Genomic DNA, 15,080 nt, shown 5'->3' with positions numbered 1-15,080 from the left:
CGTCTTCGGATACCGGCGGCTGTACGTGATCGGCGTCGTCACCTTCACCATCGCCTCGGCGCTAGACCGGTCTGGTGGTGCCCCTTACCAGGCCGACCAGCAGCGCGTGGAGCCTGCTGCCCGGCTTGGTCATCATCGGGATGGCCAGCGGTGCGACGTTCGCCCCGCTGCAGCAGGCCACTATGGACGGTGTCAGCCCCGGGCTCGCCGGGGCGGCGTCCGGAGTCTCCAGCACCACGCGGCAGATCGGTGGCGTCCTCGGCACCGCCGTGGTGGGCGTGTTGCTGTCGGCCCGCCTCTCCTCGGCCCTGCACAGCGAGGCCGGGAAGCGCGCCGCGCAACTACCGGAAGATCTGCGCGGGCAGTTCATCGGCGACAGCGCCGCTGCCGCGCACCACTTCGGTCCGCCCGTGTCGCCCGGCGGCCTCGACCCGGCCACGGCCGGTCTGTACGAACGCATCGCCGCCGACACGTTCGCCACCGGGTTCGTCCACGCCATGCAGTTCACGTTCCTGGTGTGCGCCATGGCTCTGGTGACCGCCGCCCTGCTGTGCTTCCTGTTCCCGCCGCACCAGCAGCACACGACTGCTCGGCAGGATCCGGCCGGAACGGCACCGCACAGCTGATTCCCCCAGCGGGGTGCACCTGGGACCGGGTCCACTTGGGACTGGGGCAGCCCGGCAGGCGGTGGTGCGGCATCGGCCCGGTGCCGCACCACCACGGCGCCCGGTCAGGCGGTCAGGTCGGCCACCGTGGGAGCGACTGTGCCGAACAGGTCGCCGATGGTCGTCAGCGCCGCGGTGTGCAGCGCGTCGGCGGCCACCGGCGTTCCGTCGGGTGCCGGCAGGGACCGCGTGGCGCTGGCCTCGGCGACGACGGTCGGCCGGTAGCCGAGGTTGAAGGCGCCCTGGGCGGTGAACAGAACGCACATGTTGGTCATGAACCCGGCCAGCACCAGGTCCGGGCCGGCGCCCAGGTCGCGCAGCACCTTCTCCAGGGTGGTGTCGTGGAAGGCGTTGGGGACCTGCTTGACCACCACCGGTTCCCCGTCGAGCGGGGCGACCTCGGGGCTGATCGCACCGATCTCGGCCCGGATGTCGTACGGGGTGCCGGGGCCGCCGTCGTTGACGACGTGGACGACCGGCGTGCCGGCGGCGCGGGCGGCGGCGAGCAGCCGGGCACCGGCGGCGACGGCGGGTTCGGCTCCCTCCAGGGTCATCACACCGGTGCGGTAGGTGTTCTGGTAGTCGATCATGATGAGCGTGGCGTCGGCGAGGCGCGGCAGCTCGGTGCCGAGGCCGGAAACCTCGCGCAGGGTGGCGGAAACGGGCATGACGGAACTCCTGTTCGGTTGCGGGAAAACGGGACAGCACGGACGCGGCGGGGGCCGCGCCCGGGGGTGAACACCAGGGGTGTTCAGGCTGTGGTGCGGAAGCGGCGGCGGTAGGCCGCCGGGGTGGTGCCGATCTGCTTGCGCAGCGCCCGGTGCAGGGTTTCCACCGAGCCCAGCCCGCAGGCCGCGGCGATCCGGTCCAGCGGCTCGTCGGTGCTCTCCAGCAGGCGGCGAGCCGCCTCCACCCGTGCCGCTTCGACGTAGGCGGCCGGGGTGGTGCCGGTCTCGCGCCGGAACACGCGGGCGAAGTGCCGCTCGCTCAGGCACATGCGGGCAGCGAGCGCCGCGCTGGACAGGTCGTCGTCCAGGTGGTCGGCGATGAACATCCGCAGCTCGTCGATGTCCCGCCGGGCCGAGGGCGGGCGGCTGAGCGGGACCGAGAACTGGCTCTGCCCGCCCTGCCGTTTGAGGTAGACGACCAGCTGGCGGGCCACGGCCAGGGCGACCTCCTCCCCCAGGTCCTCGGTCACCAGCGCCAGCGCGAGATCCATGCAGGCGCTGATCCCGGCGCCGGTCCACACGTTGCCGGACCGGACGAAGATCGGATCGGGGTCGACGCGCACGGACGGGTGGTCGGCGGCCAGTTGCGCCGCCGTGGACCAGTGGGTGGTCGCGGTGCGGCCGTCCAGCAGCCCGGCCGCGGCCAGCAGGTGCGCGCCCACGCACACCGAGGCGACCCGGCGGGCCAGTGGGGCGGCGGCCTTCACCCAGGTCACCACGTCCTGGTCGATCCGGGCGACCGGCCCGTCCGGGTGCGGGTCCACCGCGCCGGGCACGATGAGCGTGTCGACCGCGCCGTCGACCTCGGCGAAGGCGAGGTCGGTGACCAGCCGCACCCCGGCCGAGGTGGTGACCGGTCCGGCCACCGGGCCGGCGAGCTGGACGCGGTAGCCCGCGGCGCCCCCGGTCTCCCGGTTGGCCAGCGCGAACACCTCGGCCGGGCCGGTGACGTCGAGGAGGTCGACGTCGGGGAAGACCGCGATCACGATGCGGCGGGTGAGGCTCATGCATCCATCGTGACCGCCGGAGCCGATGGCGGCAATGACCGGGTTCTGTCAGATCCGGACACCCGTGCCGCGTCGCCGTCCCGGGTAACATCCGGACCACTCCCGGCGGATGTCGAGAACGTGCCGCCGGCTCCGTCCCCGCGGTGACACCGGCCCACCACCGGGCCGGGCCGCATCGAGGAGAACACGGAGATCACGATGGCCAAGTACCTGTTGCTCAAGCACTACCGCGGCGCGCCGGCTCCGGTCAACAACGTGCCGATGGACCGGTGGACGCGGGACGAGTTCTCCGCGCACATGCAGTACATGCGTGACTTCGCCGACCGCCTGGAGGCGACCGGCGAGTTCGCCGGCGAGCTGGCGCTGGCGCCGGAGGGCACCTGGGTCCGCTACGACGGCGAGGGCCGCCCGCCGGTCACCGACGGCCCGTTCGCCGAGACCAAGGACCTCATCGCGGGCTGGATGGTGATCGACGTCGACGGCTACGACCGCGCCGTCGAACTGGCCGGTGAGCTGTCCGCGGCACCGGGCGCGGGCGGCAAGCCGATCCACGAATGGCTCGAACTGCGTCCCCTCCTGACCGAGCCGCCCACCCTCGGCGAATGACCACGCCGAGGGACGAGACGCTGCTCCGCAGCCTCACGCCCGGTGTGCTCGGGATCCTCGTCCGCCGGGGAGCCGAGTTCGCGGCCGCCGAGGACGCCGTGCAGGACGCGCTGGTCGAGGCGCTGCGGGTGTGGCCGGCCGACCCGCCACGTGACCCCAAAGGGTGGCTGGTCACCGTCGCGTGGCGGAAGTTCCTGGACGCCACCCGGGCGGAGGCCGCGCGACGGCGGCGGGAGGAGGCCGTCGCCGACGAGCCGGTGCCCGATCACGTCGCGGTGGACGACACCCTGCACCTGTACTTCCTGTGCGCGCACCCGTCACTGACGCCCTCGTCCGCGGTCGCCCTCACGCTGCGGGCCGTCGGCGGGCTCACCACCCGTCAGATCGCGCAGGCGTACCTGGTGCCCGAGGCGACGATGGCGCAGCGGATCAGCCGCGCCAAGCGGACCGTGTCCCGGGTGCGGTTCGACCAGCCGGGTGACGTCGCGACCGTGCTGCGGGTGCTGTACCTGGTGTTCAATGAGGGCTATTCCGGCGACGTCGACCTCGCGGCCGAGGCGATCCGGCTGACCCGGCAGCTGGCGGCCGTGATCGACCATCCGGAGGTGGCGGGGTTGCTCGCTCTCATGCTGCTCCACCACGCGCGGCGGGCGAGCCGGACCGCGCCCGACGGGAGCCTGGTGCCGCTGGCCGAGCAGGACCGCGGCCGCTGGGACACACGCCTGATCGCCGAGGGTGTCGAGATCCTGCAGGCGGCGCTCGCCCGGGATCAGCTGGGTGAGTTCCAGGCACAGGCCGCGATCGCGGCCCTGCACGCCGACGCTCCGACCGCGGCGGAGACCGACTGGGTGCAGATCGTCGAGTGGTACGACGAGCTGGTGCGGCTGACCGGCAGCCCGGTCGTCCGGCTCAACCGGGCGGTGGCGGTCGGCGAGGCCGACGGCGCCCGGGCCGGGCTCGCCGAGCTCGCCCAGCTCGACCCGGGCCTGCCGCGATACCCGGCGGTGGCCGCGTACCTGCACGAGCGGGACGGCGACCTGAGCCGGGCGGCCGTGCTCTACGCCGAGGCCGCGCGGCAGGCGCCCACGCTGGCCGAGCGCGACCACCTCGTGCGGCAGGCGGCCCGGCTCAACGCGCGCGGCTAGCTCTGCGGCTTGTTCTCCCACAGGCCCAGGACGTTGCCCTCGCTGTCGGTGAAGTACGCGTAGTAGCCCATGCCCGGGATTTCGGTGCGCCCGACCAGTTTCGAGCCACCGAGCCGTTCGATCTTCTCCAGCGCGGCGTCGATGCCGGGTACGTCGATCGTGAGCACCGGGTTCTTCGGGGCGGACTCGGCGCGGGTGAACATGCCGCCGTTGATGAACCCCGGCTCGGTGGGCATGCCCTGCTCGGAGGTGGGGCCCGTGGTGACGATGGTGTAGTCCATCTCGGGCATCACCATCACGTTCCACCCGAACGCCTCGCGGTAGAAGCCACGAGCGCGCTCGCCGTCGTCGAACGGGATCTCGAAGTGCACGATCTTGCCACTCATTCCCGCCTCCTGCGGTTGGCCGATGAGGGAACAACCGACGCTAGCCACGGGCCCTGAGCCGGGCCAGAGCATTTGGTCCCGCGGTCACCCGGTCAGGTCGTTTCGCCGGCACGGCCGGGTGTTGTGCCCGCCGCCGGTCGCCGGCCGGTCGACCATGGGACCGGACGTGACGACGGCGGGAAGGGGACGAGCGCGATGGTGACCAAGCTCCGCAGCCGCCTGCGGCGCCTCCGCGAGCACCGTCCGGTGTGGCAGGACGCCGACGACCTGGACAACCTCGCCTTCGACCCGCCGCGGGAGAGCCTGGCCGGGCACCGGGACTGCCCGCTCGGCACGCAGTGCGAGGGCTGCGGTGCCGCCGATGATCTGCGCGTGGTCACGTCGGTGTTCTCCCGGACGGACGGCTACGACGTGGCGTGCGCGACGGTGTGCCCGCGGTGCGCGGGCCGTCCGTTCCTGTTCCTGCTGAGCGACTGGGAACGGCAGCGCGCGTTCGACGCGCACAGCACGCACCTCCCCCGCGACGAGCGGATGTAGAGCGTCAGGACGCCGCGCGGAACGCGACCCGGAACGCCTGCCGGTAGGCGCCCGGGGTGGTGCCGACGTGGTCACGGAAGCGGCGGCGCAGGTTGACCGCGGAGACGAGGCCGACGCGGGCGGCGATGGCCTCCACCGGCAGCTCGGTCTCCTCCAGCAAGCGGCGGGCTTCGGCCACCCGGCGCGCCAGCAGCCAGGCGCCGGGGCTGGTGCCGAGTTGTTCGGCGAAGCGCCGGGCCAGCGTGCGCGGCGAGACGTTGAGGTGCGCGGCCAGATCCGCAACCGACAACGGCGTGCCGAGGCGTTCGCCGGCCCACTCCAGCAGCCCGTCGAGGTCGTCCTCCGGCGGCGCGGGCGGCACGAACTGCGCCTGGCCGCCGTCGCGGTGCGGCGGCATCACCATGTGGCGCGCGATCAGGGCCGCGTACTCGGCGCCGTGGTCCTTGCGGACGAGGTGCAGGCACAGGTCGACGCCCGCCCCGGCACCGGCACTGGTGGCGACGTCGCCGTGGTCGACGTAGAGCACGTCCAGCTCGACCTTGATCTGCGGGAACTCACGCTGCAGCTGGTCGGCGCGCTCCCAGTGGGTGGTCGCCGAGCGGCCGTCGAGCAGCCCGGTGCGCGCGAGGGCGAACACGCCGGCGCAGATCGTGACGAGCCGCGCCCCGCGGGCGTGTGCGCGCAGCAGCGCGCGGCGCACTCGCCCGGACAGCGGTGCCTCCACCGGGGACCAGCCGGGGATGATGACGGTATCGGCGTCCCCGAGCGCGGACAGCCCGCGGGACACGTGCATCGCGTAGCCGGCGGTGGTGGCCACCGGGCCGGGGTTCTCGGTGCAGACGTCGAACCGGTAGTGCTGCGGGATGCCGCGCCGCACCAGCCCGAAGACCTCGGAGGCACAGCCGAGCTCGAACGTCGACTGGACGGGGCGCACCAGGGCCACCACGCGATGCATGGCAAGAAAGTACCCCATCGTGTCGTTCCTGGCGCTGGGACGGCCGGACCGGCCGCGCCACAGTGTGGTTATGCATCCCGAAATCCTCGACCAGGAGGGCTACACCTCCGTCTCCGTCAGTGAAGCACCCGTCGTCGACGTGTTCCCCGGGATCCGGCTGCGTCCACTGTGGAAGGGCACGAACGGCGCGCACGCCAACATCCTGGAGATGGACGCGGGCTCGTCCTGGCCCCGCCGCGATGTCCACGAACCCGGCCCGGAGGAGGTCTACGTGGTGTCGGGCGTGTTCAACGACGGAGCCCGCGACTACCCCGCCGGCACGTTCCTGCACGCCCCCGCCGGTACCTGGCACGTGCCCGCGACGAGCAGCGGCTGCACGCTGTTCCTCTTCTACCCGGAGGGGTAGGGGTTATCGTCGGGTGATGCCTCCGGAGTTCACCTACGCCGAGGTGGGCGGTACCCGCGGCGCACTGCCGGCGGGCTACCGCCACCTGCGGCGGCACCGCGTGCTCGGCCAGGGGCGGGACCGGTTCGAGGAGGCGGCGGACGCGCTGCTGCACTGGGAGGTGCAGAAGCGCGCCGGGCTGCGGGTGGACACCGCGGCCGGCACCGTCACCGAGGGCGCGGTCGCGCACCTGCGGCTGGGACCCCGCCCGCTGCGCATGACCGCACCGGTCCGCGTCGTGTACGTGCTGGACGAGGACCGGCGGCGCGGATTCGGCTACGGGACGCTGCCGGGACATCCCGAATCGGGCGAGGAAGCCTTCGTGGTGGAGCTCGGGCTCGCCGGGACCGTCACCTTCCGGATCACCGCCTTCTCCCGGCCGGCATCGCTGCTCACCCGGCTGGCCGGACCGGTGGCGCACCTCGCCGAGGGCGTGATGACGAACCGCTACCTCCGGGCCCTGTGACCGGCCGGTCCTCGGACATCTGCGGTGTTACGGTGCGGCCGTGACGGAGCTGCGGCGTGGACCGGTGGTGCCCCAGGTGGCGAGCCTGCTGCGGCAGCGCCTGCGCCGCGGTGACTGGCGGCCCGGCGAACGACTGCCCAACGAGGTGCGGCTGGCGGCCGAGTTCGGCGTGGGACGGTCGTCGGTGCGCGAGGCGGTCCGGTTGCTGGTCCAGGACGGCCTGCTGGACGTCCGACACGGCTCCGGCACCTTCGTCGCCACCGGGGAGCCGCCCGCCACCCGTGACGTGCGGCAGCTGGTGCGCCGCGCCCGGCTGCTCGAGGTCTACGAGGTGCGCCGCGCGCTGGAGGTCGAGGCCGCGCGGCTCGCCGCCCAGCGGGTGCGGCCCGAGGACGTCGCGCGCCTGCGGGAGGGTCTGCGGAAACGTCAGGACGAGCGGGACAGCGACCCGGCGGTGTTCGTCGACGCCGACCTCGCCTTCCACCGCGCGGTCGTCGAGCTGTCCGGCAATGCCCTCCTGCTCAGCCTGTTCACCGCCGCGGAGCCGGTACTGCGGGAGATCCTCACCGACCTGGTGCGTCACGAAACCCACCTGCCGGACTCCTCCCCCGCCCACGCAGACCTCCTGGACGCGCTGGAACGGCAGGATCCCGACGCGGCTGTCGCCGCGACCGTCGCCAACCTCGACCCCGTCCGGTGCGGCGTCCGCACCGCCGCCACCCGCACCCCGCTCGATCAGCCCGGGTGACCGGCGCGGCCCACGACGGCCGTCGCGTCCAGCTCCGCCGAGGTCACGACCTGCGCGGCGAGCCCCGCGCCGGTGGCGGCGCGCAGCAGCGCCGGCGCCTGGCGCTCGCTGGTCTCGACCAGCACCCAACCGCCCGGGGCGAGCCAGCCCGGCGCACCGGCCATCACCCGCCGCGCGATGTCCAGCCCGTCGGCCCCGCCGTCCAGTGCCGGCCGGGGTTCGTGCAGCCGGGCTTCCGGCGGCATCAGCCCGACCGCGTCGCTGGGCACGTACGGGGCGTTGGCGACCAGGATGTCCACCCGGCCGCGTAACCGCGCGGGCAACGCGTCGAAGAGATCGCCTTCGTGGACCTCGCCGGGAATGTTGTGGCGGGCGCAGCGCACGGCCGCCGGGTCGAAGTCGGCGGCGTGCAGTTCGGCGAGGTCGGCTTCCACGGCCAGCGCCGCGCCGACCGCGCCGGAGCCGCAGCACAGATCGACCGCGACCGCCCGGGCGGGGGCGAGCCGGGCCGCCTGCTCGACGAGCAGTTCGGTGCGCCGCCGGGGCACGAACACGCCGGGCTCGACGTGCACGCGCAGCCCGCGGAACGCGGCCCAGCCCAGGACCTGTTCCAGGGGTTCGCCGTCGATCCGCCGGGCGGTGAGGGCGTCCAGCTCGGCGGGCGTGCGCGCGGCGGCCAGCAGGAGGCGGGCCTCGTCTTCGGCGAAGACGCAGCCGGCGGCCCGCAGGCGGCCGGCGAGGACGGTTTCGGTGTCAGTGGACATGGAGCGCCTTTCCGGGGAAGAACGGGCGCTCGGACCTCACTGGCCGTTGGAGGCGAGCACCCGGATGACGACGGCGGAAACGGGACTCACCTCCTCTCCTCGGCGTGCCGGACATCGAGACCCTAGTGCACCGGCCGCGAGCGTCACCGGGGGCCGCGTATCTCCGGGCGGTCGATGATCCGCAGCCAGGTGCCGTCCGGTTGCCGTCGCGCCACCTGCACCCGGCCGCCCGTGCCGTCCGCGGGGCGGGTGGAGGTCAGGGCGAGGTCGCCGTGGTAGACGGTGGGCATCGGTTCCTCGGCGGCGAACTCGCCCGCCTGCTCCAGCATCCGCTCGAGCACCTCCCGGATCGCGTCCCGGCCCACCGTCTGCGAACCGGGCGGGAACGCCAGCACGGCGTCCTCGGCGTAGAGCTCCGACAGCGCCTCGGCGTCGCGGGCGTTGGCGCGCTCGACGAACATCACGGCGAGGTCTTCCGGCGTGGTGGCCTTCTCGATCATGGTTGTTCTCCTTTCCGGCACGTCCAGGTTCGCCCAGCTGGAACGAGAAGTCCAAGAGCTGCCCGGTCTCGTCGCTAGAATCAGCGGTTATGGAACTGCGGCAGCTCGAGTACTTCGTGACGGTCGCCGAGGAGGGCAACTTCACCCGCGCGGCGGAACGCGTGCACGTGGCCCAGCCGGGGGTGTCGGCGCAGGTCCGCCGGCTGGAACGGGAGCTCGGCCACGAACTGCTGGACCGGTCCGGCCGCACCGTGCGGCTCACCGAGGTCGGCGCGGCCGTCCTGCCCTACGCCCGCGCCGCGCTGGCCGCGGTCGCCGGGGCCCGGCTCGTGGCCGACGAGTTCCGCGGGCTGGTCCGGGGGCGCATCGCGTTCGGCATGGTCACCTCGCACAGCTTCGACGTGCCCGGGCTGCTCGCGGCGTTCCACGACGACTACCCGGGCGTGGAGATCACGCTCGTCGAGGCCCGCTCCGAGCAGCTGACCGGCGACGTCCGCGGCGGCCGGCTCGACGCCGCCATCGCCAGCCTCGCCACCGGCGAGCAGCCACCCGGCCTGAACGCGCTGGTCCTCACCGACGAGGCGATCGTCGCGGCGGTCGGCCAGGACGACGAGTGGGCCGGGCGCGACAGCGTTCCGCTCGAGGCGCTGCGCGACCGCCGGCTGGTCAGCCTGCCGGCCGGCACCGGGCTGCGGACCCGGCTGGACGAAGCGTGCGCCGCGCGTGGCTTCGCGCCGCGGATCGGGTTCGAGGCCGGCCACCCCACGGTGCTCGGCGACCTCGCCGCCCGCGGGCTGGGTGTGGCGATCCTGCCGGAATCCGTGCCCGCCGCGCGGTCCGACCTGCACGCCCTCGCGATCACCGATCCGCCGCTGCGGGGCAGCCTGGCGCTGCTGTGGCGTGCCGACGGCCCGATCAGCCCGGCGGCGCGGGTCTTCCTCGACCACGCGCGTGCCCGCCTGCCCTGACGAAGGTGGCAGCCCGCGTTACCGGCCCGGGCGCGGGTTGCGGCGCCGGCGGCGGCTGCGCCACGCGCTGGCGAGCCGTGAGTGCGGCTGCCACTCCAGGCCGTTGGGCAGGTTCCACCCGAACTTGACCGCCGCGACCCGGAAGAGCAGCGCCCCGACGACCCCGGACACCAGCCCCACCAGCGGCGCGCCCAGGTAGTTGCAGACCACCATCGTCGCCGCCACCGCCGCGGCCACCGTCCCGTACAGGGCATTGCCGCCGAACACGGCCGGCACCCGGCGCAGCAGGACGTCACGCAGGGCACCGCCGCCGACCGCGGTCGTGGTGCCCAGCAGGATCGCCGGCAACCAGCCCAGGCCGGTGGCCAGCGTCTTCTGCGCCCCGGTCACCGCCCAGAACCCGATGACCGCCGCGTCCAGCGCGGTGAACAACTTGTCCCACGCGCTTTCGCTGATCGAGATCACGAACGACAGCAGCGCCCCGGCCAGCGCCGTGGGCAGGTAGGCGTAGTCGGTCAGCGCGACCGGCGTGCCGTGCTGCAGCAGCGTGTCCCGGATGACCCCGCCGCCCAGGCCGGACACGCTGCCCACGACGAGGAACCCGAACAGGTCCAGCCGCTCGCTGCGGGCCACCGCGCCACCGAGGATCGCGCAGGCGAACACACCCGCCAGGTCGAGGTAGCGCGTGATCTGGTTGATCGTTTCGACCGCTGTCCCACTCGCCATACCGGGCACCCTAAACCGCCGCGGGGACTCCGCAGTGGACGGACGATCAGGACACCGCGAGACAGTCGGCGCAGCGCGGAACCGCGGCCCCACCGGGCACGTGCTCGATCGCCGTCCAGATGCGGCGACGCTCGCCGCAGCGCGCGATCCGGTAACCCAGGTACGGCTGCTCATCGGCGAACAGGTGCGCCCGCCGCTCGTCGGCGAAGGGAGCCGGCACGTCGGGCACGAACCACGGCAGCGCCTCGAAGAGGCTGAGCTGATCCTTCGCCCGCACCCGTCACCCCCGTCCACGGTCCTGCCCGGACGTTACCCGCAGGGTACGACGGATGCCGGGCACCGGCGCGCGGCCGGCCGGTGCCCGGCGTTGTGCGGTCAGTCGCGGGCGCGCAGGGTCTCCGGGGTGACGAACGCGGCGACCAGGCTGATCAGCGCGCCGCACATCAGGTAACCCGCGGGTGCGTAGGTGCTTCGCGTGGCCTCCACCACGGCGGTGGCCACCAGCGGCCCGGCGCCGCCGAAGAGCACCACGCCGATGTTGTAGCCGATGCCGACCCCGCTGTACCGGCGGGCGGTCGGGAACAGCTCGGCGAAGATCGCCGGCTGCGGCGCCAGCATCATCGCCTCGCCGATCACCACCAGGGCGAGACCGGCGACCAGGAACCCGAAGGACAACCGGTGCAGCAACAGGAACCCGAGCGGCGCGGTCACCAGCACCCAGATGGCCCCGGCGATCAGGAACGGCTTGCGCCCCACCCGGTCGCACACCCGGGCGAACACCACGGTCAGCACCATCATGACCACCATCGCGCCGAACCCGGCGAGCTTCGCCCGCGCCGGCGGCACCGACAGCTCGGTCACCAGGAAGGTGGGGCCGTACACCAGCAGCACGTAGGTGCACATGGTCGGCGAGCACACCAGCCCGGCCACGCGCAGGATCGACCGCCAGTCGTGTCGCAGCGTCGCGCGCAGCGGCGCCCGTTCGTGCCCCTCCGTGGCGGCCACCCGGGCGAACTCGGGCGTCTCGTCCAGCCGCAACCGCATGTACAGCCCGATCAGGCCCAGCGGCAGCGCGACCAGGAACGGGATCCGCCAGCCCCACGACTCCAGCGCGGCCGGTGGGAGCACCTCGCTGAACAGCAGCGCGGACAAACTCGCCACCATCATGCCGAGCACGATCGTGATCGTTTGCCAGCTGCCGTAGTACGCCCGCCTGCCGGCGGGTGCCGTCTCGATCACGTACGCCACGGCACCGGTCCACTCACCGCCCGCCGACACGCCCTGCGCCAGCCGCAGCACCAGGATGAGCACCGGCGCGGCGACACCGATGGAGGCGTACGACGGCACGAGCGCCATCAGCGCGGTGCCCAGCGAGATCAGCAGGATGATCGCCGACAGCGCGGCGCGCCTGCCGTGCCGGTCGCCGATGTAGCCGAACACCACCCCGCCGAGCGGGCGCACCACGAAACTCACCCCGAAGAGCGCGAACGTCAGCAGCAGCGCGGCGGTCGGGTCCCCGGCCGGGAAGAACAGCTTCGCGATCGTCGACGCGAAGTACCCGTAGAGGACGAACTCGTACCACTCGATGAAGTTGCCGATGCAGGCGGCCACGATCGACTTGCGCTGCACCGCGGTGATGCGGTGCAGCGCACCGGTGGCCGGCTGGGTCTGGACGGTCATGGTGTTCACCTTCCTGACGGGGCGACGCTGCCCCAGTCCGGTGTCCCCGCGACGGGGACGTGGTCGACGTGGTCGAGATAGGTGCCGAAACCGATGTCGAGGCGGATCCCGCCATAGCGGGCGGAGGTGACCTCGTGACACGGCAGCAGGTGGACGGGATCGGCGGCGGACGGCCGCAGGGTCACCTCCGCTGTGCCGTCCCACCCACCGGTCGGCTGGGAGGTGCGGAACGGGATGCGCACCAGCCTGCTGATGTCGTAGCCGGTGCCCTCCGCGCTCGGGATCAGCTTCAGCGCGAAGTGGTGGCCGAACCACTCCGGGATCGGGTCGAGCGCGGCGCCGGGCGTCGCGGCCCGGGCCCGCACGGTGACGATCTCGATGTCGTTGGCGGTGACGATGCGGCCGGTCACCTCGTCACCGTCCTCGGTGAGGGTGACCGCGCGGGCCTGTTTCTTGGGCAGCCCGAAGATCTCCCGCCCGAGGGTGCCGTGGTTGAGGCCCTCGATGAAGAAGGTGAGCGGATAGGCGCCCACCTCGTCGTGGCGGCGGCACTGCACGCTGATCCCGGCCTGCAGGTACGGCGGCCGCTGTTCGACGGTGCCGTCGGGCAGGTGGAACCCGGCCCCGAGGAACTCGGCCACCCAGATGCCGACGAGCGGATCCGGCGCCGGCGCCAGCGGAGCGGGCAGCAGCCGTGCCAGCACCTCCGGGTCGGTGCGGTACTCGACGGTGAGCCAGCGCAGCTGCACGGTCTCGGTGCCCACGCCGTACAGCGGCGCGAACGGGGGCATCGCGACGACGGGTTCGGTCACGGATCCTCCTAGGCTCGGACGGACTTGGTGATCGCCTCGGCGATCACCTCGGTGGAGGGGATGACGGCCGCGGCGAGCCCCGGCGCGGCCGGGATGCGGGTGTCCGGCGCACCGATCCGCACCGGCGGGCAGCGCAGCGGCAGCCCGGCTTCGGCGACGGCGGCGAGCACCTCGCCGCCGACCCCGCCGACCGTGTGCGCTTCGTGGGCGACCACCAGCCGCCCGGTGCGGCGCACGCTTGCCAGCACGGCCGCCAGGTCGAGCGGGCGCACCCAGCGGGCGTCCAGCACCTCGGCCTCGATCCCGTCCCCGGCGAGCCGGTCGGCCGCCTCCAGCACCCGGTGCTGCAGCGCGCCCCAGGTGAGCACGGTGACGTCGCGCCCCGGCCGCCGCACCGCCGCACCCCCCACCGGCTGCACGTCACCGCCGAGCCGGACCTGCTGCTTGCCCGCGTGGTACAGGGTGCGGTTCTCGATCACGATCACCGGGTCGTCGCACCAGATCGCCGACAGCAGCAGGTCGTAGGCGTCCTGGTGCGTGGCGGGCAGGCACACCCGCAGCCCGGGCACGTGGGCGAAGAACGCCTCCAGCGACTGCGAGTGCTGGGCGCACGCCCCGGGCGCGTTGCCCTGCTGGGTGCGCACGGTCAGCGGCGCCGACAGCGACCCGCGGGACACGTAGCGGACGTTGGCGGCCTGGTTGACGAGCTGGTCCAGGGCGACCAGCGAGAAGTCGGCCCACATGATCTCGGCGATCGGCCGGCGGCCGAACATCGCGGCCCCCACCGCGCCGCCGAGGATGGCCGATTCCGAGATCGGGGTGTCGAACACGCGGTCGCCGAATTCCTTGCGCAGGCCCTTCGTCACGCCGAACACCCCGCCGGGTGCGGCGACGTCCTCCCCGAACAGCAGCGCCTCCGGGCGTTCGGCGAGAGCGCGGCGCAGCGCCGCGTTGACCGACTCGGCGTAGGACAGGTTCTTCGTCTCAGGCATAGAGGTGCTCCAGAACGGTGGTGGGGTCGGCGACGGGATCGGCCAGCGCTCGGGCGGAGGCGTCGGCGATCTCGCGGGCCACCCGTGCTTCGAGTTCGTCCAGTTCGGACTGTGCGACGCCGAGGCCGAGCAGGTCCCGGCCGAGCCGTCCGATCGGTTCCGCGGCGAGCGCCGCGTCCAGGTCGCCGGAGGGCCGGTAGTGCTGTGCGTCGCCGATGTAGTGCCCGACGATCCGCTGGGTCATCGCCTCCAGCAGCACCGGGCCCGCGCCGGAACGGGCCCGGCGGACGGCCTCCGCGACGGCCTGGCGCACCGCCTCCGGGTCGTTGCCGTCGATGCGCGCGCCCGGCATCCCGTAGGCGGAGGCCCGCTTGAACAACCGGTCGACGCGCACCATGTCGGCGATCGGGGTGAGTTCGGAGTAGTGGTTGTTCTCGACGAGGAAGATCACGGGCAGCGCACGGACCGCGGCGAAGTTCATCGCCTCGTGCACCGCGCCCTGGTTCATCGCGCCGTCCCCGAACGCGGCGAGCGCGACGCGGCCCGACCCGTCGAAGGTGGCGGCCAGCGCGGCACCGGCCGCGATCGGGGCGCCGGCACCCACGATCGAGTTCTCGCCGTACATCCCGTACTCGGGCGCGGAGAGGTAGGCCGATCCGCCGCGGCCACCGTTGATCCCGGTGGCGCGGCCGAGCAGCTCGGCGAACAGCGCGTGCGGCGGCGCTCCGCAGGCGAGCGTCCAGCCGTGACCGCGGTAGGTGGGGAACACGGCGTCGCGGCTGAGATCGAGCGCGGCGCAGGCGCCGACGTAGATCGCTTCCTGGCCGTTGCACAGGTGGACCGATCCGACGACCTCGCCGGTCGCACGCAGCCGGGTCACCTCCTCCTCGAAGGACCGGATCCGCCGCATCGACTCCAGATGGGCGAGCAGTGCCGCTGTTTCGGGCATG

The 15,080-nt window shown here is 73.3% G+C and carries 20 protein-coding genes; 8 read left to right on the top strand and 12 right to left on the bottom strand.

The features are described from left to right. The first annotated feature begins 74 nt into the window (after positions 1-74). On the top strand, positions 75-626 hold the full coding sequence (locus FHX45_RS01925; protein ID WP_167096312.1) for an MFS transporter: 552 nt from the start codon (positions 75-77) through the stop codon (positions 624-626). Between the two features lie 104 nt (positions 627-730). On the opposite strand, the gene FHX45_RS01920 is transcribed toward FHX45_RS01925, so the two are convergent. Together FHX45_RS01920 and FHX45_RS01915 are read right to left on the bottom strand one after the other, a co-directional pair. Beyond that, the gene (locus FHX45_RS01920) at positions 731-1,333 is read right to left on the bottom strand and encodes an isochorismatase family protein (RefSeq protein ID WP_167096311.1); all 603 of its coding nucleotides are present in this window, start codon (positions 1,331-1,333) and stop codon (positions 731-733) included. Between the two features lie 83 nt (positions 1,334-1,416). Beyond that, positions 1,417-2,400: a GlxA family transcriptional regulator gene (locus FHX45_RS01915; protein ID WP_167096310.1), complete on the bottom strand. Its 984-nt coding sequence runs from the start codon at positions 2,398-2,400 to the stop codon at positions 1,417-1,419. Positions 2,401-2,598: 198 nt separating this feature from the next. On the opposite strand from FHX45_RS01915, the gene FHX45_RS01910 reads away from it, so the two are divergent. Further along, a complete protein-coding gene (locus FHX45_RS01910) occupies positions 2,599-3,006 on the top strand; it encodes a YciI family protein (RefSeq protein ID WP_167096309.1) in 408 nt (135 codons plus the stop codon). Further along, positions 3,003-4,151 carry an RNA polymerase sigma factor gene (locus tag FHX45_RS01905; RefSeq protein WP_167096308.1) on the top strand — a complete coding sequence of 383 codons (1,149 nt, stop codon included), beginning with the start codon at positions 3,003-3,005 and terminating at the stop codon, positions 4,149-4,151. The genes FHX45_RS01910 and FHX45_RS01905 overlap by 4 nt, the downstream gene beginning before the upstream one ends. Here the strand turns inward: FHX45_RS01905 and FHX45_RS01900 are convergent. Next, positions 4,148-4,537, bottom strand: coding sequence for a VOC family protein (locus FHX45_RS01900; RefSeq protein WP_167096307.1), 390 nt, complete (start codon positions 4,535-4,537; stop codon positions 4,148-4,150). The genes FHX45_RS01905 and FHX45_RS01900 overlap by 4 nt on opposite strands. A gap of 195 nt (positions 4,538-4,732) precedes the next feature. Here FHX45_RS01900 and FHX45_RS01895 point away from each other — a divergent pair, with 195 nt between their 5' ends. Continuing rightward, entirely contained in the window at positions 4,733-5,074 is a 342-nt protein-coding gene (locus FHX45_RS01895) for a hypothetical protein (protein WP_167096306.1), read from the top strand. 4 nt (positions 5,075-5,078) lie between these two features. Here the strand turns inward: FHX45_RS01895 and FHX45_RS01890 are convergent, their stop codons facing one another. Continuing rightward, a complete protein-coding gene (locus FHX45_RS01890) occupies positions 5,079-6,029 on the bottom strand; it encodes a GlxA family transcriptional regulator (protein WP_167096305.1) in 951 nt (316 codons plus the stop codon). A 70-nt stretch (positions 6,030-6,099) separates the two neighbouring features. Here FHX45_RS01890 and FHX45_RS01885 point away from each other — a divergent pair, with 70 nt between their 5' ends. The 3 genes from FHX45_RS01885 to FHX45_RS01875 are packed head-to-tail and all read left to right on the top strand — an operon-like array spanning position 6,100 to position 7,688. Further along, positions 6,100-6,435, top strand: a complete 336-nt coding sequence (locus tag FHX45_RS01885; RefSeq protein WP_167096304.1) for a cupin domain-containing protein — start codon at positions 6,100-6,102, stop codon at positions 6,433-6,435. A gap of 16 nt (positions 6,436-6,451) precedes the next feature. Then, positions 6,452-6,940: a DUF1990 family protein gene (locus FHX45_RS01880; RefSeq protein ID WP_167096303.1), complete on the top strand. Its 489-nt coding sequence runs from the start codon at positions 6,452-6,454 to the stop codon at positions 6,938-6,940. A gap of 40 nt (positions 6,941-6,980) precedes the next feature. Then, the gene (locus tag FHX45_RS01875; protein WP_167096302.1) at positions 6,981-7,688 is read left to right on the top strand and encodes an FCD domain-containing protein; all 708 of its coding nucleotides are present in this window, start codon (positions 6,981-6,983) and stop codon (positions 7,686-7,688) included. Here FHX45_RS01875 and FHX45_RS01870 read toward each other — a convergent pair. Beyond that, on the bottom strand, positions 7,676-8,452 hold the full coding sequence (locus FHX45_RS01870; protein WP_167096301.1) for a putative protein N(5)-glutamine methyltransferase: 777 nt from the start codon (positions 8,450-8,452) through the stop codon (positions 7,676-7,678). The two genes, FHX45_RS01875 and FHX45_RS01870, sit on opposite strands and share 13 nt — an antisense overlap. Positions 8,453-8,595: 143 nt before the next feature. After that, complete coding sequence (locus tag FHX45_RS01865; protein ID WP_167096300.1) at positions 8,596-8,952, bottom strand: YybH family protein; 357 nt, start codon at positions 8,950-8,952, stop codon at positions 8,596-8,598. An 89-nt stretch (positions 8,953-9,041) separates the two neighbouring features. On the opposite strand from FHX45_RS01865, the gene FHX45_RS01860 reads away from it, so the two are divergent. Continuing rightward, the gene (locus tag FHX45_RS01860) at positions 9,042-9,920 is read left to right on the top strand and encodes a LysR family transcriptional regulator (protein WP_167096299.1); all 879 of its coding nucleotides are present in this window, start codon (positions 9,042-9,044) and stop codon (positions 9,918-9,920) included. 18 nt (positions 9,921-9,938) lie between these two features. On the opposite strand, the gene FHX45_RS01855 is transcribed toward FHX45_RS01860, so the two are convergent. The 6 genes from FHX45_RS01855 to FHX45_RS01830 all read right to left on the bottom strand — a co-directional run bounded on the left by FHX45_RS01855 (position 9,939) and on the right by FHX45_RS01830 (position 15,079). Beyond that, positions 9,939-10,646, bottom strand: a complete 708-nt coding sequence (locus FHX45_RS01855) for a trimeric intracellular cation channel family protein (RefSeq protein ID WP_167096298.1) — start codon at positions 10,644-10,646, stop codon at positions 9,939-9,941. A 46-nt stretch (positions 10,647-10,692) separates the two neighbouring features. Next, positions 10,693-10,923, bottom strand: coding sequence for a hypothetical protein (locus FHX45_RS01850; RefSeq protein ID WP_167096297.1), 231 nt, complete (start codon positions 10,921-10,923; stop codon positions 10,693-10,695). A 98-nt stretch (positions 10,924-11,021) separates the two neighbouring features. Then, positions 11,022-12,326 (bottom strand): MFS transporter, encoded by a 1,305-nt coding sequence (locus FHX45_RS01845; protein ID WP_167096296.1) that lies wholly within the window; start codon positions 12,324-12,326, stop codon positions 11,022-11,024. A 5-nt stretch (positions 12,327-12,331) separates the two neighbouring features. After that, a complete protein-coding gene (locus FHX45_RS01840) occupies positions 12,332-13,138 on the bottom strand; it encodes an acetoacetate decarboxylase family protein (RefSeq protein ID WP_167096295.1) in 807 nt (268 codons plus the stop codon). Between the two features lie 8 nt (positions 13,139-13,146). Continuing rightward, a complete protein-coding gene (locus FHX45_RS01835; protein ID WP_167096294.1) occupies positions 13,147-14,130 on the bottom strand; it encodes an alpha-ketoacid dehydrogenase subunit beta in 984 nt (327 codons plus the stop codon). Next, positions 14,123-15,079 carry a thiamine pyrophosphate-dependent dehydrogenase E1 component subunit alpha gene (locus FHX45_RS01830; RefSeq protein ID WP_167096293.1) on the bottom strand — a complete coding sequence of 319 codons (957 nt, stop codon included), beginning with the start codon at positions 15,077-15,079 and terminating at the stop codon, positions 14,123-14,125. Before FHX45_RS01830 ends, FHX45_RS01835 begins: the two co-directional genes overlap by 8 nt. Between the last annotated feature and the right edge of the window lies 1 nt (position 15,080).

This window comes from Amycolatopsis granulosa, assembly GCF_011758745.1.
Lineage (GTDB): Bacteria > Actinomycetota > Actinomycetes > Mycobacteriales > Pseudonocardiaceae > Amycolatopsis_E > Amycolatopsis_E granulosa.
This window is presented reverse-complemented; position numbering and strand designations above follow the sequence as displayed.